Source organism: Advenella sp. RU8 (genome assembly GCF_048381675.1).
Classification (GTDB): Bacteria; Pseudomonadota; Gammaproteobacteria; order Burkholderiales; family Burkholderiaceae_B; genus Advenella.
In genome coordinates, this window is sequence record NZ_JBLWIS010000006.1 from 52,553 (window position 1) to 74,312 (window position 21,760).

The following is a 21,760-nucleotide window of genomic DNA, read 5'->3' on the forward strand; positions in this document are numbered from 1 at the left end:
ACAGTTTGACCGGGATCAGAGTTCAGCCATTGCGTAAGGTTTAAAATCTGCGAATTGGTTTGTGCCACGCCTGCCTCGGGGTAAGTGTAAATATTTCTTGAAACATTTAAGTATTGGATATGACCAGTAAAATTCTGCCCATCAGTGCCTTTAACGATAATTATATCTGGATAATTGTACAGGGTAACAATGCCGTGGTTATTGATCCCGGCCAGAGCGAACCGGTGCTTAAGGTGCTTCAGGCGAAAAACCTGAATTTGCAAGCCATTTTGGTCACCCATCATCATGCTGATCATGTAGGGGGGATTGCAGGTTTGCGTGAGCATACCCATGCAAAAGTCTATGGGCCGGCCACCGAAATCATTCCTTTCTGCGATATACCGCTACAAGAAGGTGATACCGTCGCCATAGACGGTTTTTCCTGGTTCCTTTCCGTACTTGAGGTTCCCGGTCATACTTTGGGACATATTGCCTATTTCGGTTACCTTAACCCGGATGAGCCCGTGCTGTTCTGTGGAGATACCCTGTTTGCGACCGGTTGCGGCAGAATATTTGAAGGCACTTCTACGCAAATGAACCAAAGCATTGATAAATTTAGAAAGTTGCCTCAAAATACGCTGATATTTTGTGCTCATGAGTATACCTTGGGTAATATTGAATGGGCCTTGGCAGTAGAAGGGGATAATCCTGATTTGCAGCAATGGTCACAAGAAGCGCGCTTAATCAGGGGTCAGCAAAAGCCTACCGTTCCCACCACGGTGGGGCATGAACTCAAGACCAATCCGTTCATGCGGGTTGATCAAGCATCAGTTATTAATGCAGCACAGGCAAAAGCCGGGCGCAGTTTGAGCGCCCCTGATGAGGTGTTTGCCGTGTTGCGTGATTGGAAGAATTCATTCTAAGGAAATTCATGAAATTAGTTAAGCTTGCCGTTTTAGCTTCAGTTGTGGTTTTGACCGGGTGTGCGTCCTCCGGCAATTCTTCCAAAAATTATTCATCATCATACGGACAACAAAAAGATGTCTGGGAGCGAATCCGTAAAGGATTCAAGATGCCAGACCTGCAAGATGAGAGGGTTGATTACTGGACCAATTACTATGCTGCCCGTCCTGCTTCCGTGCAAATAATGGCGCAGCGTTCAAGCAAGTATATTCATTACATTACCCAGGAACTGGAACGGCGCAACATGCCATCCGAGTTGGCTTTGTTGCCGTTTGTTGAGAGTGCCTATAATGCAAAAGCGGTGTCCAGCGCAAAAGCGGCGGGGTTGTGGCAATTCATCCCAAGCACCGGTACGCATTACGACCTGACACAAGACTGGTGGAAAGACGAAAGACGGGATCCCGTTGAGTCCACGCATGCCGCCCTGAACTACCTGTCTTACTTGCACGGTTTTCAGGACAACGACTGGCATTTGGCATTGGCCTCTTACAATTGGGGAGAGGGTGCGGTTAAACGGGCGCGTGAACGTAATGCCGGTTCAGGCTTGGGCACCGACTACCTGTCATTAAGAATGCCCAAGGAAACCCGCGATTATGTACCAAAGTTACAAGCCATTGAAAATATCATAAGGAATCCGGCTCGCTACGGTATCAAGTTGCCTGATGTGCCAGACCAGCCTTATTTTGAAAAAATCCGTCCTAACCGGGATATTGATATAGATGTTGCCGCACGGCTGGCTGAAATTTCCCTTGAGGAGTTTCGTGCGCTGAACCCATCGTTCCAACGCAATGTATTACTCGGGGAACACAACCCGCAAATTCTGTTGCCTAAAAATAAAGTGGCTGTTTTCAAGCGGAATCTTGACAATTACAAAGGAGCACTTTCTGCATGGGATGGTTATACGCCGGCTCCAGGCGAGTCTCTGGCCAGTATCGCAGACAAACATGGTATTTCTCTGGACAAGCTGAAGTCGCTAAATGGTTATGGTGCAAAACAGTCGGTTGCGCTGTCATCCAGAACCATGATCGTGCCACGCAACTCGGGTAACTCACCGGCTGCGCCATCTGTGATTACGCCAAACGATATCATGGCACCTGCCATTAACACGGCTGCGCCCGCTATGCTGGCCAGCAACGATAATGTAGCAAGCGCTTCTGGCATGTCTCCAACCGTGCCAGCCCAAGTTACTGCACCGGCTCCTTCGCTTGTGCGTAATAACAGGCCTGCGCTGGCAGCTGCATCAGCCGTCAGCACTGATCCTCTGGCTGATATTATTTATTCAAGAAGTGACCGTCCTGTATTGGCTGCCGGGGTGCGTGCGGTGCCGGTGGCTGCTTCAAAATCAGCGGTTCCTGCGGCAATTGCACGTCCTGCGGTATATAAGCGTCCAGCGGTTGTCGCCGCAGCCAAGACCACTGGCAAGCCGGCCGTGCGCACGGCCTCTTTAACCAAGCCAGCCCCTAAGGCCGTTGCAAAGAAAAAGGTATCTGTTCACAAAGTGGCCAAGGGAGATACACTTTACTCTTTGGCAAAACGTTATAATACGTCCGTTCAAGATTTGAAAGCGTTGAATAATATGAGTGGCACAGCACTGAAGCCAGGGGCGTCGCTACGTATTCCCGGTGCAGGAAGCCGTGGCTAGGCCGAGCTGAACCGGTAAATTTTCAAGATGAAAATTGCGTAAAACTTTTGGGTTACGCAATTTTTTTATAATAATTCCGTTTTGCAAAATAGGATAAGAAACAATGGGTTTTCTTGCAAATAAAAGGGTCCTGGTCACAGGCGTCATTTCCAATCGTTCCATTGCTTATGGCATTGCGCGTGCCTGTCATCAGCAAGGTGCCGAATTGGCATTCACTTATGTCGGAGACCGTTTCAAAGACCGTGTCACAGAGTTTGCCGCCGATTTTGGCAGCAATATCGTAATTCCTTGCGATGTTGCTTCAGATGAAAGCATTGATAGCGCGTTTGCCGAACTGGCAACGCATTGGGATGGCCTGGACGGGCTTGTGCACTCAATCGGATTTGCACCCAGGGAAGCGATTGCCGGCAATTTTCTGGAAGGCATGACCCGTGAAAACTTCCGTATTGCCCATGATATTTCAGCCTACAGTTTTCCGGCCATGGCAAAGGCTGCGTTGCCATTGCTGCAGGCACGGCAGGGTTCAGTGCTTACCATGACCTACCTTGGCGCAGAGAAATCCATCCCGAATTACAATACCATGGGATTGGCCAAAGCCTCTCTGGAAGCCAGTGTCCGTTATCTGGCCAGCGCGCTGGGCGAACAGGGTATCCGTTCCAATGCGATTTCTGCCGGTCCCATCAAGACTTTGGCTGCCAGTGGCATTAAAGACTTTTCGGTTATCCTGAATTTCGTTGAAAAACATGCACCGTTGCGTCGCAACGTTACCATTGAAGATGTCGGCAACACGGCAGCCTTCCTGTTGTCTGAATTGGCAGCAGGCATAACTGGCCAGGTAGTTCATGTTGATGCCGGTTTCTCGGCCGTTGTTCCAGGCATGGCCTAAATGTTTTTCTGGGGTTGTCAATAAAATGCGTCAGATTATTCTTGATACCGAAACCACTGGTCTGGATCCTGACCAGGGGGATCGCGTTGTTGAACTTGGTTGCGTAGAAGTCATCAACCGGGAATTAACCGGGAATAATCTGCACCTTTATTTCAACCCCGACCGTGACAGTTCGCCCGAGGCATTGGCGGTTCATGGCTTGACAACCGAATTCCTGTCACAGCACAGCCGTTTCAAAGATGAAGCACAGCGAATTGCCGCTTATCTGGAAGGCGCGGAAATCATCATTCACAATGCCGCTTTTGATACCAAATTCCTGAATGCCGAGTTTGCCAGGGTAGGCATGCCCAGCGTCAATAGCATCGCGGGCCAGATTACCGATACCCTTGCCATGGCACGGGAACGATTTCCTGGCAAGCGCAATAACCTTGATGTCCTGTGCGAGCGATTTGATATTTCCAACAAGCACCGTATCCTGCACGGCGCCTTGCTGGACGCAGAGTTGTTGGCTGAAGTCTGGCTGGCCATGACACGAGGCCAGTTTGGCTTGCTTATTGAAGAGGCAGGCGAACAGGGTACCCAAAAAAAATCCTTAGGTACACAGGTACTGGATCATCTGGTGCTGCCGGTTATCAGGCCCTCTGGTCCGGAGTTGCAGGCGCATCAGGAATATCTCGATGCGCTGGACAAAGCATCCGGAAAAACCTGTTTATGGCGTGAGTTGGCCTAATCCTGTTCTTTGGGAACCGTACGGCTGCCTTCGCCTATTTCCCGTTGCATCAGGACCGTATCAATCCATCTATTATGTTTGAAGCCCGTATTGGGCTGAATGCCTGTCAGGGTAAAGCCGTGACGCTTGTGCAGATTGATGGAAGCCAGGTTTTCGGTTCCGCCAATGACGGCAATCATCTGGCGCCATGGTCCCCGTTCACACGCTTTGATCAAGGCTTTCAGCAACTGGCTGCCAATTCCTTTTTGTGCCATGTCATGGCGCAGGTAAATGCTGTTTTCCACCGTGAACCGATAGGCAATGCGTGGACGGTAGGCTGAAACATAACAATAGCCAACCACCTCATTGTTGTAGACGGCAACCAGATAAGGGAAGCCGGCAGCGGTGATTTTTTCATAACGTTGGTGCATTTCTGCCATGTCAGGGACCTTTTCTTCAAAGGTGGCCATGCCATAAAGCACGTGGTGTGCATAGATGGACTGAATAGCGGTTATATCACCAGCCTGTGCGGGGCGGATGTGGCAGGTATTGGCTTGCATGATTGATCTGGGTGTAAATTGAAAAATAATTGTTTACAATCAAATAAACTAGCATAAAATCACATAACCGAAAAGGATAAAGAGTACGATGTCTTTGTGTCCTTTAAACAGTTCATTCTAGAGGAATCCATGTCTACACCGATTACACCCTTAAGTGATACCGTCGCAGTTGCACCTCAGTTAAGCCCCGGAGACATGCAGGCTGTCAAGGCTGCCGGTTTCAACAGTGTCATTATCAATCGTCCAGATTTGGAAGGTGGTGATTCACAGCCTCTTTCAGCCGAAATCATCAAGGCTGGGCAAGAGGCTGGCCTCACAGTGGTGTACCAGCCAGTAGTCAGTGGTGCCATGACCCAGGAAAATGTAAACCAGTTTCATGAATACCTGGAATCCTTGCCAACCCCCATTCTTGCTTTTTGCCGTACAGGAACCCGTTGTACACATTTGTACAATGCTGCCAAACAAATATCCTAGTCCAAAGGAGCTCACTCTATGTATAAAAAAATATTGCTGCCTATCGATGGTTCAGAAATTTCTGCACAAGCTGCAAATTCCGGTATTTCTTTTGCCCGGCAAATTGGCGCCGAGATCGTCACAATCAATGTAACCCAACCGTTTTCAACACTTATCGGTTTTGATGGCATGGCTGCTTCATATGCCATTTCTGACGGTGATTACGAAGAGGCGGCTAAAAAAGAGGCCGAGCAATACCTGAAGCCTGTTCTTGAGCGGGCCGAAACGGCAGGTGTCAAGGCTACTTCCATCGTTACCTCCAATTACAGCGTGGCCGACGGTATCGTGGAAGCTGCCAAAGAGCATCAATGTGACCTGATTTATATTGCCAGCCATGGCCGCAGTGGCCTGTCACGTCTGTTGTTGGGTAGCGTCACTGTCAAGGTCTTGTCTTTGGCCCACACCTCGGTGCTGGTATATCGTGTCAAGGAAAGCACCTGATCTTCAGTCCGTTTTTAGATAAGCATTAACGGTTCAATCAGCCGCCTTTTTCCGCCAAAGGAACAAGGCGGTTTTTGTTATCCAGAACATTTATTTTTTTTAAGGGCGTGTAATGATACACTTTCCTTTTATACAGGCTTATTTCAAGGAGAAATCATGACAATTAAAATTGGCGATAAAGTTCCAGACGGTACATTGACAGAGTTTATTGAAACCGCTTCCGAGGGATGTTCCCTGGGGCCAAATGCATTCAAGGTATCTGAGCTGGTCAAGGGCAAGAAAATTGCCCTGTTTGCGGTACCTGGTGCCTTTACGCCTACATGTTCTGCCCAACATCTGCCCGGTTATATAGAACTGGAAAGCCAGCTTAAAGCCAAGGGGATTGATGAAATCTGGTGTGTGGCGGTTAATGACGCATTTGTAATGGGGGCCTGGGGCCGCGAACAGAATGTACAAGGTAAAGTGCGCATGCTTGCCGATGGTTCGGCAACCTGGACTAAAGCCATGGGCCTTGATCTTGATCTGGCTGCCAGGGGTTTGGGTGTGCGTTCACGCCGTTACTCTGCTGTTTTGGATGATGGTGTCGTTACCCTGCTGAATCTTGAAGAGGGTGGTGCCTATGAAGTGAGTGATGCAAAGACACTACTGGCACAGTTAGGCTGATTTTTTTGTTGTTTGCAAGGCCCCCGCAATGGCAGGGGCCATTTCCTGTTATGAATTGTGGGTTGCAGGTGTCCGGGTATGATTGCATTGTTTTTGTCCTTTTTGTCGCTTTATACCGCAATTCTTTTCCTGTCGCTGGGAACAGGTTTATTCAATACTTATATAGCGCTGTCCCTTACAAAAAATAATGTCAGCGAAGTCTGGGTGGGCCTTCTGATGGCAGCCTATTATGCAGGGCTTGTTCTGGGGGCGCGTACCGGGCACAAGCTGATTGTCTATGTAGGGCATATCCGGGCTTATGCGATTGCGGCGGCCATCGTGACGATCATGGTTTTAATGCAAACCATCGTGTCCGATATTACCTTATGGCTGGTTTTCCGGGTTATTGTGGGCATGGCCATGGTAACGCAGTACATGATTCTTGAAAGCTGGCTGAACGATCAGTCTGATTCGACGACTCGTGGCAGTATCTTTTCCTTTTACATGATTATGTCCAGCCTGGGTCTGGTGTTTGGCCAGGCATCAATTTCCATTTTTCCGTCATTGGACCATACGCCTCTTATTGTCGTGGCTATTGCAACGGCCCTTTGCCTGATACCGGTCGCCATGACCCGACGGGTTCACCCGGTGATCCATTCGCAGGCCCCCATCAAGCTGCAGGTATTTTTCAGACTGGTTCCCATGTCTTTGTTTATTCTTTTCATGGCAGGCTGTATTACCGGCACATTTTATAGTCTGGCGCCGGTATATGGCATTAAGTTGGGTTTGGATACCAACCAGATTGCCATCTACCTGTCTGTTTGCGTGATCGCCGGCGTGTTGTTCCAGTGGCCAATGGGTTGGCTGTCCGATCGTGTTGATCGGGTCAAGCTGATTGGCATTAATGTTTTTCTGCTAACCCTGGTAACGATTCCCATGTATGGATATTGGGAGATTCCATTTTCACTGTTGATGGTATTGGTGGCGATTGTGGGGGTTTTGCAATTTACCATCTATCCATTGGCGACTGCGTTTGCCAACGACCATGTGGAACCTTCTTTGCGTGTTGGCTTAAGTGGCGTCTTGCTCATGATTTACGGAGTGGGTGCAGGGCTGGGGCCTGTCGTGGCAGGAAAATTGATGGACGTAGGGGGTGCAGGGATGTTCTATATCTTTACATCAGCCTGTGCATTGGTATTGACCTTGTTCATTAGCCGCCAAAAAGTGTCTGGTAAATACCGTGTCCAGCAAGCGCCTTTTGTGCCCATGCCGGTTGATATCCAGCCTTCACCTGCAGTTCTGGAACTTGACCCGCGTGTTGATCGCAGTATCGATATCTCTGCAGATGAAGCGAAAATGGAGAAAGTGATCGAGCAGCTTAAAGCGGATGAAGAGCAGGAGCGCTTGGAGCGGGAACAGTTAGCGCGGGAACAGTTAGAGCAGGAACGACAGGAATCAAATGAGATAGAAGCAAGAGCAGAGGCAGATGAAGGACGGCAAGCCAATAAACGGGATGCCGGGTTTGAGACGGATTCGGCCGTTGCTGATGCAGATCTAATGGCTGACGGAAAGCGGTGATCGGCCGAACCCTGGCAAAATGCCCCCTGTTTTTCTAGGGGGCAGCAGGCGTCATTAATTAATAACCCAATAATAAAGGCAGAATACGGCCAGCATGGCAAGGACAATCCCTATTGCATTGATCAGGCTGATTTTTTCCCTGAAAACCAATGCGCCCGTTAGGGTGCCAAGGCTGATGACGCCAATATTCATGCTGGTAAAGACCAGGGTCGGGTTTTCGCTGAAGTGCTGGTGTGCCTTGATGTAGAAAAGGATATTGCCAAAATTCAGGCAACCCAGGAGCAGGCCGCCCGCAGCATTACGCAGGCGCCATGATGCCTTGCTGGCAAATAAATAAAAAAACATCAGCAGGCCGGCCAAGGCAAAGGCAATAAACAGCCCGGTTGGGAAAGCGGTACCGGTTTTGGCCATTTGTTTGAACAGGATGTCTATGACGCCATAACCAAGCCAAACCATTAGCAGGTATAGCGCACTGCTGCGGGTTTGCAGGGCGGTAGTGCTGCTGGCAGGGCGCCAGAGCAGGCAAAACAGCGCAATGAAGGCGATTAGAAGGCTAATGCCCCGTGGCAACGACAGGGTTTCTCCAAAAATCGTGAATGAAGCGATTATCGGCAGGAACAATGACAGTCTTTGTGCGGCATCAGCACGAACAATGCCGGCAAATTCAACTGCCTTGAACATGGCCAGGAAAATGAGCGGTAATAATATTCCCAAGATGGCAAACAGTTCCCAGGGCAAGGCTTGGATGCTGGCACCCGAGAGCTTGGGCTGCAGCAGCAGCCAGCATAAAGCAATGGCCGTGACATAATTGAAGGCAATCGCCTGCTTAATGTCAATCGCATGTTGCCGGGCTATTTTCAGCAGGACGGACACCGTCACGCTGCATAAAATGCTTAAGATGAGATAAATCATGATGTGCTTTTCTTGTTGCAGGGTGGTTTAAGGGTGCAGATTGACGCCTGTTGCCTTCAGGTTAAGCCGTTCCAGTAAATGTTGGTCGGCTTGTACCTGGGGGTTGCTGCTGGTAAGCAGTTTTTCTCCATAAAAAATAGAGTTTGCACCTGCCAGGAAACACAAGGCCTGAATGCCATCAGTCATTTGCTCTCGTCCGGCGGACAGGCGTACAGATGCCTTGGGCATGGTAATGCGGGCCACGGCAATCGTGCGGATAAATTCAAACGGGTCCAGGTCTTCATTGCCGGATAATGGGGTACCTTTTATTTTGACCAGGTTGTTAATGGGTACTGATTCCGGATAAGGATCCAGGTTGGCCAGCTGGGCGATCAGGCCCGCACGTTCCTGGCGGGATTCTCCCAGGCCGACAATGCCGCCGCAGCACACGTTGAGTCCGGCCTTGCGTACGCTTTCCAGGGTTTTCAGACGATCTTCATAAGTCCGGGTGGTGATGATTTCACCGTAAAACTCCGGAGAGGTGTCAAGGTTGTGGTTGTAATAGTCAAGACCGGCATCACGTAATTGCTCTGCCTGGCCTTCTTCCAGCATGCCCAGGGTGACACAAGTCTCCAGGCCCAGGCCTTTGACGGCTGTGATCATTTTGGCAATTTCATCCAGTTGGTGTGGCTTGGGATTACGCCACGCCGCACCCATGCAAAAACGTTGGGCACCATTGTTCCGGGCGATTTTGGCTACCTTAACCACTTCTTCAAGTGGCATGAGTTTTTCTGCCTTGACTTCGGTGGTGTAGCGTGCCGACTGGGGGCAGTAGGAACAGTCTTCGGCACAGCCACCGGTCTTGATGGATAGCAGGCTGGATAACTGGATTTCATTGGGGCGGTGGTGGGTGCGATGAATTTGTTGAGCCTGAAATAACAGATCCATGAAGGGCCGTTCAAATAAACCGACAATTGATGTGATATTCCACTTGGTATTCTGATGGGAAGCGCTTTGTTGTGTTAATGTATTCATTTGCAGTTATTCACTTAAGTAAATATTGAGATTGGCCCATCCTAAAGTTGCAAAGGTAAATAATCAATAACTTCACACAAGCGTGTTTTTTGTTTTTTAGCGTAAGTAATGCCTGTTATTGCTGATTTTCTTGTGTTTTGAAGTTGTTTTGCAGATTACTTAAGTATGGTCAATATTTTTTGCTTCGTTTTTTGAAATTTTTGTTTGTGGAACATGTCGTTCAAAGACTATTCGCGTCGTTTAAGTGGGAAAATAAGAACTAAGGATGCAAATTCATCACTGGCTTATTATTTGACATTTATTGCCGGGGCAATCAATGCAGGCGGTTTTTTGGCTATTGGCCAATATACTTCGCATATGTCGGGTATTGTTTCGGGCATGGCCGATTCCCTGGCCTTGTGGAACTGGACCATCGTGTTGTCTGGCCTGGGCGCTTTCATGGCTTTCACGGCAGGAGCCGGTTCAACGGCCATTATCATCAATTGGGCCAGACATTCTTATTTGCGAAGCGAATACGCCCTGCCCATTTTGCTGGAAGCCATGATGCTGATCCTGTTTGGGGCACTTGATGGCATGCAGTGGTACTATGATTGGCTCTGGACGTCGGTAACCGTGGCGGTGTTGTGTTATATCATGGGCCTGCAAAATGCCATCATTACCAAAATGTCCCATTCTGAATTCCGAACCACCCATGTTACCGGGATGGTTACCGATATAGGCATAGAATTGGGCAAGCTGTTTTACTGGAATCCGGACAAGGGTGATCCCAAAAAACCAATCGTCAGGGGAGACCGGCAAAAGCTCAAGCTGCTAAGTACATTGGTGTTGCTGTTTTTTCTCGGGGGAGTAACCGGTGCTTTCGGTTTCAAGCACTTGGGCTTTACATTTACGGTGGTTCTGGCTTCCATTCTTGTGTTAATTGCCAGTGCGCCCATACTTGATGATATTCATGCCGCAAAGGTTTTGTTAAGGCGGCGGCGCCATCACGAGCCTGAATTGGGTAAGAGCGAAAATCATCCTGAATGAATGTTGTCCGGCTTATTTTGGATGCTCCTCAATATTCAATTGGACTATTCTCTATTCCGTGCGCAAAGATGCAAGGGTCAATGAATATTGGGCATAATAAAGCAGGAAGGATCGGGTTGCCACAATAAAAGGGTGTCTAAGTGTCTTTTATTCCTCAGGAATTTCATGCTTTTATATATACGGCCTGGACGGTGTATATTGTCGCGATCGGCGGCTGGATTCTATTGCAGAAAAGATCTCCGGTATCCACACTTACCTGGATTCTTACCCTAAGTCTTATTCCTGTTCTGGGATTTTTCATTTATTACTTGTTTGGCCCCAAGAAAATCATCCGGCACCGGCTTAGCCGTCGCCGCAGCAAGCAGATTGTTGAGCGCAACTATGCAATTTGGGATCCTTTCATCCTGTCGGAAGATTTTCCCGAAGAATATAAGTCAATGGCCCGGCTGATTTTCAATATTACGAATATCCCCTTGTGCCATTCGATGGATTACCGCCTGCTGTCCGAAGGCGCAAAAACCTATGATGCCATTTTTGATGCCATCCGCAAGGCTGAAAAATATATCCTGCTCGAATACTATATTTTCGAGACTGACCAGACCGGTCAGGCCATGCGGGATTTACTTACAGAAAAAGTCAAAGAGGGCGTAAAGGTTTATTTGCTGGTTGATGCGCTAGGCTCTTCGCGGCTGACTCGTCACTTCATGCGCGATTTTATCCAGGCGGGTGGGGAACTGGGTTTTTTTCATAATATCACCTGGCGTCGCCTGTTTTCCCTGATCAATTTCCGCAATCACCGGAAAATCGTTGTTTGTGATGGCTTGATCGGCTTTACCGGTGGTGTCAATATTAGTGATGAGCAGGATTTAAGAAGAAACCCGAATGCTTACCATGATGTGCATATACAGGTGGATGGCCCGGTTATTGCCTGGCTTGAAAGCATTTTTATTGAAGACTGGCATTACTCGACCGGCGACCTTTCTTTAATCAGGACCTTGAGAAAGGTCGAACGCAACGATATTGACGTGGGGCGTGTGGTGAAGGAACCTTCCCAGGCTTATCGCATGCAGGTTATCCCTTCGGGGCCTGATTCCGATTTTGCACCCATTTTGCGGGTTATGTTGTCTGCCATGTATCGGGCCCGGCAGCGCATTTATTTAACCACCCCCTATTTTGTGCCTGATGATGCTTCGCTGTTTGCCCTGACCTCTGCCGCTCTCAGGGGTGTGGATGTGCGTTTGTTGGTGCCCCGGAAAAGCGACAATCTGGTGGTCACGCTGGCCACCCAATCCTGGTACGATGATCTGATCAAGGCAGGTATCCGGATCTATGAATATACGCCACGCATGCTGCATACAAAGACCCTGGTCATTGATGAAGACTTGTCTTTTATTGGCAGCGCCAATTTTGATTATCGCAGTTTTTACCTGAATTTTGAGGTTTCGGTACTTTGCTATGAGCCCAAGGCCAATGCACTGCTGGCCCAGGAGTTTTATGAAACTTTGCAGTCTGCCGAGGAAGTTGTGCCCGGGAAGCAAGGTTTTGCTTATCGTCTTTTGACCTCTACGGTCCGTTTGTTTTCCCCATTGCTTTAATTTGAATCTAAAGAGTATTTTATGTCTGATAGTTGTCTTGTCGAAATCCTGAAAGAAAGTCGTCCGGTATTTTCCGGGGCAGTGGTCAAGTTGTCGGTTGATACCGTGGAGTTGCCCAATGGCAAGCAGGCTACCCGTGAGGTGGTACGCCATTGCGGTGCGGTTTGTGTATTGGCTGTCAATGCCGATGATAAAGTGGTCTTGGTAAAGCAGTTTCGTCATCCGGTTGGCGATGTGCTGCTTGAAATTCCGGCTGGCAAAATGGATATGGATGGAGAGAGCCCCGAACAATGTGCCTACAGGGAACTGGCCGAAGAAACGCCTTATACTGCCCAGTCCATGAGATTGATCCAGAAATTCTATACAGCCCCCGGATTCTGTGATGAGCTGATGTACCTGTATGAAGCCATGGGCATTACAGAGAATAGTGAACTGGAGACGGATGAAGACGAATTTGTCCAGACCGTCTTGTTAAGCCGGCAGGAAGTCAGGCAGGCCATTCAAGACAGAAGTATTCAGGATGCCAAAACCTTGATTGCTTTGCAAAACTGGCTGCTGAACTGAAACCGGCCCGGGTTTTGAAGTATAAGTGCTTATGGTTAAAGGCCCTGCTGGCAGGTTGTGCGTGCAGGGCATAAAATGCTGGCATGATAAAGTCATATGTGAATTATCTGATCCATTTCAATTATTAAATCCACCATTCAAAGACAATTACTAATGAGTACACAGGAACTTCGTTCATTTATCAGGGATTTACCCAAGGCAGAATTGCATTTGCACATAGAGGGCACGCTTGAGGCCGAGATGATTTTTGCCTTGGCCGAGCGTAATAAGGTCCAGTTGCCTTATGCCAATATAGAGTCATTGAAGCAAGCCTATCAGTTCACCGACTTGCAGTCTTTTCTGGACCTGTATTATGCCGGTGCCGCTGTCTTGCAAACCGAACAGGATTTTCATGACATGACCTGGGCTTATCTGCAACGCGCAGCTGCAGATGGGGTGGTGCATGCCGAAATCATGTTTGATCCGCAAACGCATACGAGCCGCGGGGTAAGCATTGAAACGGTATTTGACGGTTTGGCCAGTGCCTTGCGGCAAGGGCAGAAAGAGCTGGGTATCAGCAGTAGCCTGATCCTGAGTTTTCTGCGCCATTTAAGCGAGGCGGATGCTTTTGCCACGCTTGAGCAAGCCTTGCCTTTGCGCAGGCAATATGAAGACCTGTGGTTGTCGGTTGGGCTTGATTCGTCTGAAAACGGGAACCCGCCTGAAAAATTCCGGAAAGTTTTTGCCCATTGCAAGGAGTTAGGCTTCAGGCGGGTAGCCCATGCCGGAGAAGAAGGGCCGGCTGCTTACGTACGTGATGCCCTGGACCTGCTGCACGCTGAGCGGATTGATCACGGCGTGCGCAGTGAAGAAGACCCTTTGCTGATGCAGCGCTTGCAAGAGGAGCAGATTTCGCTCACGGTCTGCCCCCAGTCGAACCTGAAATTATGCGTAGTTTCTGATATGAAACAGCATAACCTGAAACGGATGCTGGAACAGGGCCTGTGCGTAACCGTTAATTCGGATGATCCGGCTTATTTTGGCGCTTATTTACTGGACAACTATATGGCAGTGGCAGAAGCGCTGGATTTGTCCAGAAGTCAACTGGTGCAATTGGCCCAAAATAGCATGGACGCCCGGTTTTGATATTGTCATTGGCAGCGGCGGTTTGCCGCTTGCCGTTCAGGCTTTGCCGGGGCTATGTACCCAGTGTTGGTACAATTTTTGTGCCAACCCGTCAAGAATAAATCCAAGTGCGCCAATCAGCACAATGACGGCCATCAGTTCAGAGTAGGCAAGCCGGTCACGGGTGTCCAGAATAAAATAGCCCAGTCCCGAGCTGACGCCCAGCATTTCGCAAGGTACCAGGACAATCCAGATAACCCCAATAGCCAGGCGCACGCCGGTCAGGATATGGCCTAAAACGCCAGGCAGGATAATTTTCAGCAAAACTTCCTTGCGGGTAGCACTTAAACTTTTGGCCAGCATCAGCCAGCGCGGGTCCAGTTGTTTAACGCCGGAAGCGGTATTCAGGATAATGGGCCACACTGCGGCAAAGCTTAGCAGGAAGTAGATGGGGGCGTCGCCAATGCCGAAAACCATGACGGCAATGGGCATCCAGGACAAGGGTGAAATCATGCGCAGGAATTGGAATGCCGTACTGGTGGAGTTTTCCAGCGCGCGTGAGGAGCCAATCGCAAGCCCCACCGGAACCCCGATCAACAAGGCAAAGCCAAGGCCAACCAGTACTCGTTGTAGGCTGGTTAAGGTATGCAGGGTAAGCTGGTTTTGTGCCAGCAACTCATACAGGCTGCGAAACGTTTCAGCGGGACTCAAGAGGCTGGCCAGTGAAATATTGCTCTCCAGCCAGCTGGTTCCCAGCCCCCAAAGGGCAATCAGTATGAGCAGCCCGCCCATGCCCAGTGAAAAGCGTGCACTAATATTGGGTTGTTTGGTGATAGGGTACATGATGTGGTTTTCCTGTGAAGCCAGCCCTGCAACCAAGGGATTGCAGGGTGTAATGACTATCAGCTTGTAATAATCTCTTCCCGTGTAAAGGATTCAAGTCCAAACTTTGGAAGACCGCCATTGTCAAGAATGGCTTTTTTCACAAAGCGGTCGTCAACCAGGTCACTGGCCACAAAGGCCGGATCTAGCGCTTGCAGGAAATCGTTCTGGCCGGAAACCAGGGTGGTTTTAAGTTTCCTGACCAGTTCCTCGGTATAGCTGGGAAATGGATAGGGCTGGAAATCAATCCGTTTTTCGTTCCATTGCGTATTGACGATTGCTCCATTGCTTTCATACAGTTCGCGGTTCAGTAATTCGGGTACCAGAACTTGGGACAAGGCTTCACGTGAATGCGGGGTATAGCGTCGGTCGTGATCCTTGGACAGGATATGGGCCGTTTCGCTGCGGTTATCCTGTATCCAGGCCTGGGCTTTGACGACGGCATTAACCACTTTCTGGGTCCATTCGGGACGCTGTTGCAAATCCTGTTCATGCATCAATACGACACAGCAGGCATGGTCTTTCCAGACGTCACCGGTAAAACGCAGGATTTTGCCTACTTTAAGGACTTCAGCCGAGGCATTGAAGGGTTCGGCAACGGTGTAGCCGGCAATCTGTTTGTTGGCCAGGGCTGGCACCATGTCTGACGGTGACATGACTACCAGTTTGACTTGCAGGGAGGAAGGATTGCCTTCGCTGATGGGTTCAAGGCCCTGGCTCTTGAGCAGGTGCTGCAATACTACGTTGTGCAGGGAATACCAAAATGGAATGGCGACGGTTTTGCCACCAAGGTCTTTAATTTGATTGATTTCGTGTAAAACCGTCAGGCCAGATCCGGACATGTGGTTCCAGGCAACCACTTTGGCCTTGGATTGGCTACCATAGCGCGCCCAGATGGTCATTGGGGCAAGTAGGTGCACCACGTTGACCTGGCCGGCCAGAAAGGCTTCCACCAGTTGCGCCCAGCTGCGGAACATGCGGGGTTTTTCCACCTCGAGTCCCTGTTCCTGGTAGTATCGCAGGTGGTCGGCGACCAATAATGGCGTGGCATCGGTAATTGGCAAATAGCCAATTCTTACCGGCGCATTGGGATCGGCAGCACGGGCCAGATTGTGCATTTGCAACAAGGGCAAGGCGCCCATGGCAGTAAACAGGCCGGACAGTTTCAGGAACTGGCGGCGGGTTTCCGAAGTGGTATTGTTAGTGTCTTTCATGTGTCTTCTCTGGGCTCGCTTTGGCGGCTGTTTTTTTGGGGTTTCAGGCCGCCTGGACGGCGATGTCGGTGGAGGTTTTGTTGCGTGCTTGCCTGAGCAATTGAATGATTTCTACCCTGATCTGTGTAAGCTCGGGGGAAATGGTGTCACGGGGGTGAGGGTGGTTGATCTGCCACTGGCCAATCTGGCGGCCAGGCATGTCGCCGATCAGAATAATACGGTCCGCAACAATCAGGGCCTCATCGATGTCATGGGTCACCAGAATCGCTGCCGATTGGTGTTTTTGCGTGACTTGGAGCAGAAGTTCCTGCATTTCAGCGCGGGTGATTTCATCCAGGGCGCTGAAAGGTTCGTCAAGCAGAAGAATTTCGGGGTGACGCGCCAGGCTGCGTGCCAGCGCCACGCGTTGGGCCATGCCACCGGATAATTCTGCCGGATAGCGCAGCCGGGCGGCAGTCAGGTTGACCTCTTCAATCGCTGCCCTTACGCGGGTAGCGATTTGTTCCTTGCCAATGTTGGGCTGATGCTTGAAATCCAGGCCAAACCGGACATTTTCTTCCAGGTTCAGCCAGGGTAACAGGCTGGGATCCTGAAAAACGAAACTTAAGCGAGGATGGGGGCCTTGTAAAAGTTCATCCTTGACCTTTACGGTTCCCTTGTCGGCATTTTGCAGGCCCGCCAGTACGCGTAGCAGGGAAGATTTACCTACTCCGCTGGGACCCAGAATGGCTACAATTTCACCTTCGGACAGTTGCAGGGAGAAGTCGCGCAACACTACCAAGGGCGATTGTTTGGGCCTGTGGTAACTGAGTTGGATTTGTTGGGCATCCAGAACGATTGGCCTGGCTGACGGGGCGGAGCTTGCCATGAGGTATCCTTGCTTAATCAGGGATAAGGTAGAAATCGGCTTTGGTGACGCCGCAGTCGGGGCATTCCCAGTCATCAGGAATGTCCTCGAATTTGGTACCGGGTGGAAGTCCATGCTCGGGAAGGCCAAGGGCTTCATCGTAAATCAGGCCGCAAGGGCCGCACATCCACTGTTTCATTATGCTGCCTCCATTTCGGTTTGCTGTTCAAGATCGTGAATTTCCTTGCGCAAATGCTTCAGGGCCGGTGTAACGATAGCGACAAAGATGGCCTCACGCAGGCGACGTTGCGCAGGGTGACGCATCAGGTAGCCTTTGGCGCCGGCGTGTAGCAAGGCTGACTGGGCTGCCGCAAGGGTAGCTTCAGAACCGTTGGCACGGGCGCGTAGGATATCAATAATGCGGGCTGTACCGTTTTCCGCCTGTGACGACAGAATGGCAATCTCTTTTCTTTGGCTATCAAGGTTGGCAGCCAGTTCATTTTCCTGTTCATCCAGGTAAATGTTGACATGTGCGGTGGTGACATTGCTTTCACGGATGGTTTTCAGGCTGCCCTCTATAATGCCAAAGCCAATGCCCAGTTGCCCCAGAACAAAACCGGGTTTGATGCGGCTGATAAACGCCTTGAATTGATCGGGGTGTGCCAGCACGTCATCGGCATTGATGCGAACATTTTTGAATCGCATGTTCAGGGTTTGGGTACCTTCAAGCCCGGAAAACTCGGGGCAGGGGTTCAGGGAAAGTCCTTCGCTGTCACCGCGTACCGCAAACATGATATAGCCTTCTTCTCCGACCGATGCCGCCACAATGGCCAGATGTGCCGTGCCGATATTGGAAACCCATGGCAGGGAGCCACTAACTACGTAGTCATCGCCCTCGCGTACGGCGGTTAGATGGATTTTTTCTATCCCGGCAAGGTGCTTGACGGTGTTGGACATGCCGGTGCCAGACAGCAACTTGCCCTGTGCCACCTGGGGCAGGTAACGGCGTCTGACGGTTTCATTGGGGGCATGCAGCAAATACCAGGCGCAAGTGGACTGACACCAGGTAAGGAATGCCGTGGAGCCGCATTCACGGCCAACCGCAGCGGTAATGTCAATCTGGGTATTCAGGCCCAGTTCAATACCACCATATTCTTTTGGAATCGCTGCAGAAAATCCGCCCAGCTCGCCCAGCTTGTGCAGGAATTCGGCGGGGTAAACCCCTTCCTGGTCTATGGCACTGGCCAGCGGGGCCAATTCGGTTTTTACCAGACTGGCAACGGATGCTAAAAGAGCGGTAGTATCGGTTTGACTCACAACGATATTCCTTACGGGCAGAGAAGAATAAACAAGGGATCAGGCAAAAGGCTGCAATTCTGGATTAATGGGTGTTTTGGCCAGATTGTTGGCATAGTTGCACAGGGTAGCCAGGCTAACGCCCAGCACCGCATCCAGTGCATTGGCTTGTGTATAGCCGGCGGCCAGGAAATCATTAAGCTGTTCATCGGATACCTGACCCTTGTTTTCCATCAGGGCAATGGTAAATTGGGCCAGGGCGTTCAGTTTTGGATCGCTAAGCGCCTGGGTGTTGCGCAAGGCCTGGAGAAGTTCTTCGGGCATCAGGTTTTTTTTGCGGGTGATGGCGGTATGACCGGCAACGCAAAAACCACAGCCATTCAATGTGGCGGCGGTAATCTGTACGACTTCTCGCTCGGCGTCGGTTAAGCCATTGCGGGCATTGATGCCACCCACGACCTGATAAGTTTCCAGTGCGGTAGGGGCATTAGCCAGTACGCCGATCAGGTTAGGGATAAAGCCATTGTTTTTCTTGACGTTGTTCAGGCGTTCGCTGGCTTCGGCAGGCACGGTTTCAAGTGTGTGAATAGTTAAGCGGCTCATTATTTTAAACTTTAAATAAATGGGTTTATATTACCTATAAGTATAATGAGCGCTGTTATGTATGAAAAAGAATAAGTAGTAATTTGCATATACGTTATTGTTATGAAGGAAGCAAGAAGATCCCGTTTCATTGTTGGTGCGCTGGTTTTATTTTGTCTGTGTTGGTCGTGGACTGTTTGTATGGCCGGAGCTTGCGGGATAAGATGGTGTTCCAGATCAATGCTCTTGAGTAGCGTTGACGGGAATGGATTGGGGGATAGTGAAGCGGGCCTGGGCTCTGTGGGAACTTGGTGAGGTCTTGGGTATATCCGACAATGAATAGTAATAGTCGAACAGCATTACTCATGCACAGGGCACGAATGTGGTGGTTATAAATTTGAAATAAAACAGAGGGGGATATAAATGAAGTGGCGGAGCGGACGGGACTCGAACCCGCGACCCCCGGCGTGACAGGCCGGTATTCTAACCAACTGAACTACCGCTCCGCAGCGGTATGATAAAGTCAAACATCAAACTTAAAAAGTTTGGCGTCCCCTAGGGGATTCGAACCCCTGTACCCACCGTGAAAGGGTGGTGTCCTAGGCCTCTAGACGAAGGGGACAGGACTTGGTCTAACAAAATTAATACTACGTATGGTGTAGCATTAAAAAGGCCCTGATAAATAGTCAGGGCTTTTGAAACTTTTGGCGGAGCGGACGGGACTCGAACCCGCGACCCCCGGCGTGACAGGCCGGTATTCTAACCAACTGAACTACCGCTCCGCAGCGATATGCTAAAGTCAAACATCAAACTTAAAAAGTTTGGCGTCCCCTAGGGGATTCGAACCCCTGTACCCACCGTGAAAGGGTGGTGTCCTAGGCCTCTAGACGAAGGGGACAGGACTTTGTGTAACACTTACTACTTTACAACTTACTTCGCTAAACCTTTCCAAGGAAAGTTGGTGGAGATAAGCGGGATCGAACCGCTGACCTCTTGCATGCCATGCAAGCGCTCTCCCAGCTGAGCTATACCCCCAAATGAGTGACTAGCGAAGAATTAGAATTATGCATGAGTCCGGGCTTTTGTGCAAATCTTTTTTGTGGTCTATGTACAAAAAAGCCACATTTCAGTTTATTGATACTAAAAGTGATGTTTTTTTGCCAATAAAATGTTGTTTGAGCTTGTTTGAAAATTTTTTTATTGAAAAAAAGAAAAATCTTATTTGAATAAATAATGGCGTTTAAGGTTTTTTTCTGAAAAAGACGCCCAGGCCAATGCAAAGCAGGGACAGCACAAGCACCAGGCTGTTTCCGGCACGCGCGTAAAGGGTGTAACCTTGGGTGCCCTGTACCTGTACATCTAATACGCCAGGAATGGTGGTGGGCAGGGCCGCAATCAGGTTTCCACTGGCATCTATGGCTGCGGTTGTTCCGGTGTTGGTGGCACGTACCATTGGGCGTGCAGTTTCCATGCTGCGCATGCGGGCTATTTGCAAGTGTTGGCCCAGGGCGAAGGTATTGCCAAACCAGGCCAGGTTGCTGACATTAAACAGGATGCTGGCACCCGGAGAACCATCGGGGCGGGCAAACAGGGCGGGCAGCAGCTCTTCGCCAAACACGTCCTCATAGCAGATATTAGGTGCAAAAACCTGGTCCTGGACCACGAAGTTACGCTGGGTAGAGGTACCTCGGTCAAAGTCGCCAAGCGGTATGCCAATGGCGTGAACAAACCAGCGAAAGCCGTAGGGAATGAATTCGCCAAAGGGAACCAGATGCTGTTTGTCATAAACCGGCAGCCCCAGGCCGGACATCAGGGCTTCAACACTGGTATTGCCATCAAGGGCGATCACGCTATTGGTGACACGCTCGCCACGATGATCCAGGGTATGCAGGGGAACGCCCATGAAAAAAACACTTTGCGTGTGTTCGGCCAGTTGGGCGACCGATTGCCAGAAATGTGGGCTCATCCTGTTCTGGAAGCCTGGAATAATGGTTTCCGGGAAAATGATGACTTTTGGAGGGGCTTCGGGATCAGCGGGCTCAAGCAGGGCGAGATCAAAGTTTTCATTCATGCTTTCCATCATGGTGTCAGGATGAAACTTGCGGTCTTGTGAAATATTGCCCTGGACCAGCCGGATGGAAATGGGGTTGCCATGCGGCTGATGCCAGGCAATTTGTTTCAAGCCTAAACTGATGATGAATACGCCCGCAATGGATGCCAGGCAGAAGATGGATTTTTTGGGTTGTGCTTTTTGCAGGAAAGCAAGGCACGCCACCAATAGTGCGGACACCAGTGCTGCCATGAAACCCACCCCGTAAGCGCCCAAGACGGGCGCCCAGCCGGACAGGACGCTATCGGTGTGGGCATAACCCGTGCTGTTCCAGGGGAAACCGGTAAATATGAAGCTGCGCAACCATTCTGACAGCGCCATGCTGCCAGCCCAGACAAGTACAAAGCTGACTATATGATTGCGTGACAGATAGCGCGTTATACCCGCAGCAAGGACGGGATAAAGACTTAAATAGGCTGACAGCAGGAAGACCGCGGTGGCCGCTAACGGTGCGGCCAGTGCCCCGTAGGTATTCATGCTGATAAACAGCCAGTAAATGCCCGTGCAAAAATTGCTGATGCTGAACCAGGCGGCAGACCAGGCTGCCTGGCGAATGCTATTGGCCTTAAGTACATACCAGGCCAGTATGGCCAAGGTAATGATTTGGGTTGATGACAGGCTCCATGCAGGAAGCGGGGAAGCGGAAAAACTCAGGGCGTGCAAGACGCCCGCTGCAAGCAATAAAAGCCGGTGCATCATGG

22 protein-coding genes and 5 tRNA genes are annotated in these 21,760 nt (G+C 50.1%); 12 read left to right on the plus strand and 15 right to left on the minus strand.

From position 1 onward, the window contains the following. The first annotated feature begins 119 nt into the window (after positions 1–119). From gloB to dnaQ, 4 genes are all read left to right on the plus strand, one after another. A complete protein-coding gene (gene gloB / locus ACM5Q9_RS09050) occupies positions 120–902 on the plus strand; it encodes a hydroxyacylglutathione hydrolase (protein WP_418144410.1) in 783 nt (260 codons plus the stop codon). An 8-nt stretch (positions 903–910) separates the two neighbouring features. Beyond that, positions 911–2,584, plus strand: coding sequence for a transglycosylase SLT domain-containing protein (locus tag ACM5Q9_RS09055; RefSeq protein WP_418144411.1), 1,674 nt, complete (start codon positions 911–913; stop codon positions 2,582–2,584). 103 nt (positions 2,585–2,687) lie between these two features. Continuing rightward, positions 2,688–3,470 (plus strand): enoyl-ACP reductase FabI, encoded by a 783-nt coding sequence (gene fabI / locus ACM5Q9_RS09060; RefSeq protein WP_418144412.1) that lies wholly within the window; start codon positions 2,688–2,690, stop codon positions 3,468–3,470. 25 nt (positions 3,471–3,495) lie between these two features. Then, a complete protein-coding gene (gene dnaQ / locus ACM5Q9_RS09065) occupies positions 3,496–4,200 on the plus strand; it encodes a DNA polymerase III subunit epsilon (RefSeq protein WP_418144413.1) in 705 nt (234 codons plus the stop codon). Here the strand turns inward: dnaQ and ACM5Q9_RS09070 are convergent. Beyond that, the gene (locus ACM5Q9_RS09070; RefSeq protein ID WP_418144414.1) at positions 4,197–4,739 is read right to left on the minus strand and encodes an N-acetyltransferase family protein; all 543 of its coding nucleotides are present in this window, start codon (positions 4,737–4,739) and stop codon (positions 4,197–4,199) included. The two genes, dnaQ and ACM5Q9_RS09070, sit on opposite strands and share 4 nt — an antisense overlap. A 129-nt stretch (positions 4,740–4,868) precedes the next feature. On the opposite strand from ACM5Q9_RS09070, the gene ACM5Q9_RS09075 reads away from it, so the two are divergent. From ACM5Q9_RS09075 to ACM5Q9_RS09090, 4 genes are all read left to right on the plus strand, one after another. Next, positions 4,869–5,213 (plus strand): TIGR01244 family sulfur transferase, encoded by a 345-nt coding sequence (locus ACM5Q9_RS09075; RefSeq protein WP_418144415.1) that lies wholly within the window; start codon positions 4,869–4,871, stop codon positions 5,211–5,213. An 18-nt stretch (positions 5,214–5,231) separates the two neighbouring features. Beyond that, entirely contained in the window at positions 5,232–5,693 is a 462-nt protein-coding gene (locus ACM5Q9_RS09080) for a universal stress protein (protein WP_418144416.1), read from the plus strand. Between the two features lie 156 nt (positions 5,694–5,849). Then, positions 5,850–6,356, plus strand: a complete 507-nt coding sequence (locus ACM5Q9_RS09085; RefSeq protein WP_418144417.1) for a peroxiredoxin — start codon at positions 5,850–5,852, stop codon at positions 6,354–6,356. Positions 6,357–6,434: 78 nt separating this feature from the next. Next, on the plus strand, positions 6,435–7,913 hold the full coding sequence (locus tag ACM5Q9_RS09090) for an MFS transporter (RefSeq protein WP_418144418.1): 1,479 nt from the start codon (positions 6,435–6,437) through the stop codon (positions 7,911–7,913). A 54-nt stretch (positions 7,914–7,967) separates the two neighbouring features. On the opposite strand, the gene ACM5Q9_RS09095 is transcribed toward ACM5Q9_RS09090, so the two are convergent. Beyond that, positions 7,968–8,825 carry an EamA/RhaT family transporter gene (locus tag ACM5Q9_RS09095; protein WP_418144419.1) on the minus strand — a complete coding sequence of 286 codons (858 nt, stop codon included), beginning with the start codon at positions 8,823–8,825 and terminating at the stop codon, positions 7,968–7,970. 27 nt (positions 8,826–8,852) lie between these two features. Beyond that, a complete protein-coding gene (bioB, locus tag ACM5Q9_RS09100) occupies positions 8,853–9,839 on the minus strand; it encodes a biotin synthase BioB (protein WP_418144420.1) in 987 nt (328 codons plus the stop codon). Positions 9,840–10,130: 291 nt separating this feature from the next. On the opposite strand from bioB, the gene ACM5Q9_RS09105 reads away from it, so the two are divergent. From ACM5Q9_RS09105 to ACM5Q9_RS09120, 4 genes are all read left to right on the plus strand, one after another. Then, a complete protein-coding gene (locus tag ACM5Q9_RS09105) occupies positions 10,131–10,865 on the plus strand; it encodes a YoaK family protein (protein ID WP_418144421.1) in 735 nt (244 codons plus the stop codon). Between the two features lie 140 nt (positions 10,866–11,005). After that, entirely contained in the window at positions 11,006–12,460 is a 1,455-nt protein-coding gene (cls, locus tag ACM5Q9_RS09110; RefSeq protein ID WP_418144422.1) for a cardiolipin synthase, read from the plus strand. A 21-nt stretch (positions 12,461–12,481) separates the two neighbouring features. Then, the gene (locus tag ACM5Q9_RS09115; protein WP_418144423.1) at positions 12,482–13,024 is read left to right on the plus strand and encodes an NUDIX hydrolase; all 543 of its coding nucleotides are present in this window, start codon (positions 12,482–12,484) and stop codon (positions 13,022–13,024) included. Positions 13,025–13,177: 153 nt separating this feature from the next. Then, a complete protein-coding gene (locus tag ACM5Q9_RS09120; protein ID WP_418144424.1) occupies positions 13,178–14,149 on the plus strand; it encodes an adenosine deaminase in 972 nt (323 codons plus the stop codon). A gap of 36 nt (positions 14,150–14,185) precedes the next feature. Here the strand turns inward: ACM5Q9_RS09120 and ACM5Q9_RS09125 are convergent, their stop codons facing one another. From ACM5Q9_RS09125 to lnt, 12 genes are all read right to left on the minus strand, one after another. Next, positions 14,186–14,971 carry an ABC transporter permease gene (locus ACM5Q9_RS09125; RefSeq protein WP_418144425.1) on the minus strand — a complete coding sequence of 262 codons (786 nt, stop codon included), beginning with the start codon at positions 14,969–14,971 and terminating at the stop codon, positions 14,186–14,188. 59 nt (positions 14,972–15,030) lie between these two features. Further along, positions 15,031–16,224: an ABC transporter substrate-binding protein gene (locus ACM5Q9_RS09130; RefSeq protein WP_418144426.1), complete on the minus strand. Its 1,194-nt coding sequence runs from the start codon at positions 16,222–16,224 to the stop codon at positions 15,031–15,033. Between the two features lie 43 nt (positions 16,225–16,267). Then, positions 16,268–17,092: an ABC transporter ATP-binding protein gene (locus ACM5Q9_RS09135; RefSeq protein ID WP_418144427.1), complete on the minus strand. Its 825-nt coding sequence runs from the start codon at positions 17,090–17,092 to the stop codon at positions 16,268–16,270. A 13-nt stretch (positions 17,093–17,105) separates the two neighbouring features. Further along, a complete protein-coding gene (locus ACM5Q9_RS09140) occupies positions 17,106–17,270 on the minus strand; it encodes a rubredoxin (protein ID WP_189385316.1) in 165 nt (54 codons plus the stop codon). Beyond that, complete coding sequence (locus tag ACM5Q9_RS09145) at positions 17,270–18,388, minus strand: acyl-CoA dehydrogenase family protein (protein WP_418144428.1); 1,119 nt, start codon at positions 18,386–18,388, stop codon at positions 17,270–17,272. Before ACM5Q9_RS09145 ends, ACM5Q9_RS09140 begins: the two co-directional genes overlap by 1 nt. A 39-nt stretch (positions 18,389–18,427) precedes the next feature. Then, on the minus strand, positions 18,428–18,970 hold the full coding sequence (locus tag ACM5Q9_RS09150) for a carboxymuconolactone decarboxylase family protein (RefSeq protein WP_418144429.1): 543 nt from the start codon (positions 18,968–18,970) through the stop codon (positions 18,428–18,430). A gap of 408 nt (positions 18,971–19,378) precedes the next feature. Next, positions 19,379–19,455: transfer RNA gene (locus tag ACM5Q9_RS09155), tRNA-Asp, on the minus strand. Positions 19,456–19,495: 40 nt separating this feature from the next. Next, positions 19,496–19,571, minus strand: a tRNA-Glu gene (locus tag ACM5Q9_RS09160). An 83-nt stretch (positions 19,572–19,654) separates the two neighbouring features. Continuing rightward, a tRNA-Asp gene (locus ACM5Q9_RS09165) sits at positions 19,655–19,731 on the minus strand. A gap of 40 nt (positions 19,732–19,771) precedes the next feature. After that, positions 19,772–19,847, minus strand: a tRNA-Glu gene (locus ACM5Q9_RS09170). 61 nt (positions 19,848–19,908) lie between these two features. Next, a tRNA-Ala gene (locus ACM5Q9_RS09175) sits at positions 19,909–19,984 on the minus strand. 205 nt (positions 19,985–20,189) lie between these two features. Next, positions 20,190–21,758, minus strand: coding sequence for an apolipoprotein N-acyltransferase (gene lnt / locus ACM5Q9_RS09180; protein WP_418144430.1), 1,569 nt, complete (start codon positions 21,756–21,758; stop codon positions 20,190–20,192). Positions 21,759–21,760 lie beyond the last annotated feature (2 nt).

Coding starts and splice junctions, on each gene's coding strand:
- gloB (WP_418144410.1), top strand. CDS start 120: ATGACCAGTAAAATTCTGCCCATCAGTGCCTTTAACGATAATTATATC.
- ACM5Q9_RS09055 (WP_418144411.1), top strand. CDS start 911: ATGAAATTAGTTAAGCTTGCCGTTTTAGCTTCAGTTGTGGTTTTGACC.
- fabI (WP_418144412.1), top strand. CDS start 2,688: ATGGGTTTTCTTGCAAATAAAAGGGTCCTGGTCACAGGCGTCATTTCC.
- dnaQ (WP_418144413.1), top strand. CDS start 3,496: ATGCGTCAGATTATTCTTGATACCGAAACCACTGGTCTGGATCCTGAC.
- ACM5Q9_RS09070 (WP_418144414.1), bottom strand. CDS start 4,739: ATGCAAGCCAATACCTGCCACATCCGCCCCGCACAGGCTGGTGATATA.
- ACM5Q9_RS09075 (WP_418144415.1), top strand. CDS start 4,869: ATGTCTACACCGATTACACCCTTAAGTGATACCGTCGCAGTTGCACCT.
- ACM5Q9_RS09080 (WP_418144416.1), top strand. CDS start 5,232: ATGTATAAAAAAATATTGCTGCCTATCGATGGTTCAGAAATTTCTGCA.
- ACM5Q9_RS09085 (WP_418144417.1), top strand. CDS start 5,850: ATGACAATTAAAATTGGCGATAAAGTTCCAGACGGTACATTGACAGAG.
- ACM5Q9_RS09090 (WP_418144418.1), top strand. CDS start 6,435: ATGATTGCATTGTTTTTGTCCTTTTTGTCGCTTTATACCGCAATTCTT.
- ACM5Q9_RS09095 (WP_418144419.1), bottom strand. CDS start 8,825: ATGATTTATCTCATCTTAAGCATTTTATGCAGCGTGACGGTGTCCGTC.
- bioB (WP_418144420.1), bottom strand. CDS start 9,839: ATGAATACATTAACACAACAAAGCGCTTCCCATCAGAATACCAAGTGG.
- ACM5Q9_RS09115 (WP_418144423.1), top strand. CDS start 12,482: ATGTCTGATAGTTGTCTTGTCGAAATCCTGAAAGAAAGTCGTCCGGTA.
- ACM5Q9_RS09120 (WP_418144424.1), top strand. CDS start 13,178: ATGAGTACACAGGAACTTCGTTCATTTATCAGGGATTTACCCAAGGCA.
- ACM5Q9_RS09125 (WP_418144425.1), bottom strand. CDS start 14,971: ATGTACCCTATCACCAAACAACCCAATATTAGTGCACGCTTTTCACTG.
- ACM5Q9_RS09130 (WP_418144426.1), bottom strand. CDS start 16,224: ATGAAAGACACTAACAATACCACTTCGGAAACCCGCCGCCAGTTCCTG.
- ACM5Q9_RS09135 (WP_418144427.1), bottom strand. CDS start 17,092: ATGGCAAGCTCCGCCCCGTCAGCCAGGCCAATCGTTCTGGATGCCCAA.
- ACM5Q9_RS09140 (WP_189385316.1), bottom strand. CDS start 17,270: ATGAAACAGTGGATGTGCGGCCCTTGCGGCCTGATTTACGATGAAGCC.
- ACM5Q9_RS09150 (WP_418144429.1), bottom strand. CDS start 18,970: ATGAGCCGCTTAACTATTCACACACTTGAAACCGTGCCTGCCGAAGCC.
- lnt (WP_418144430.1), bottom strand. CDS start 21,758: ATGATGCACCGGCTTTTATTGCTTGCAGCGGGCGTCTTGCACGCCCTG.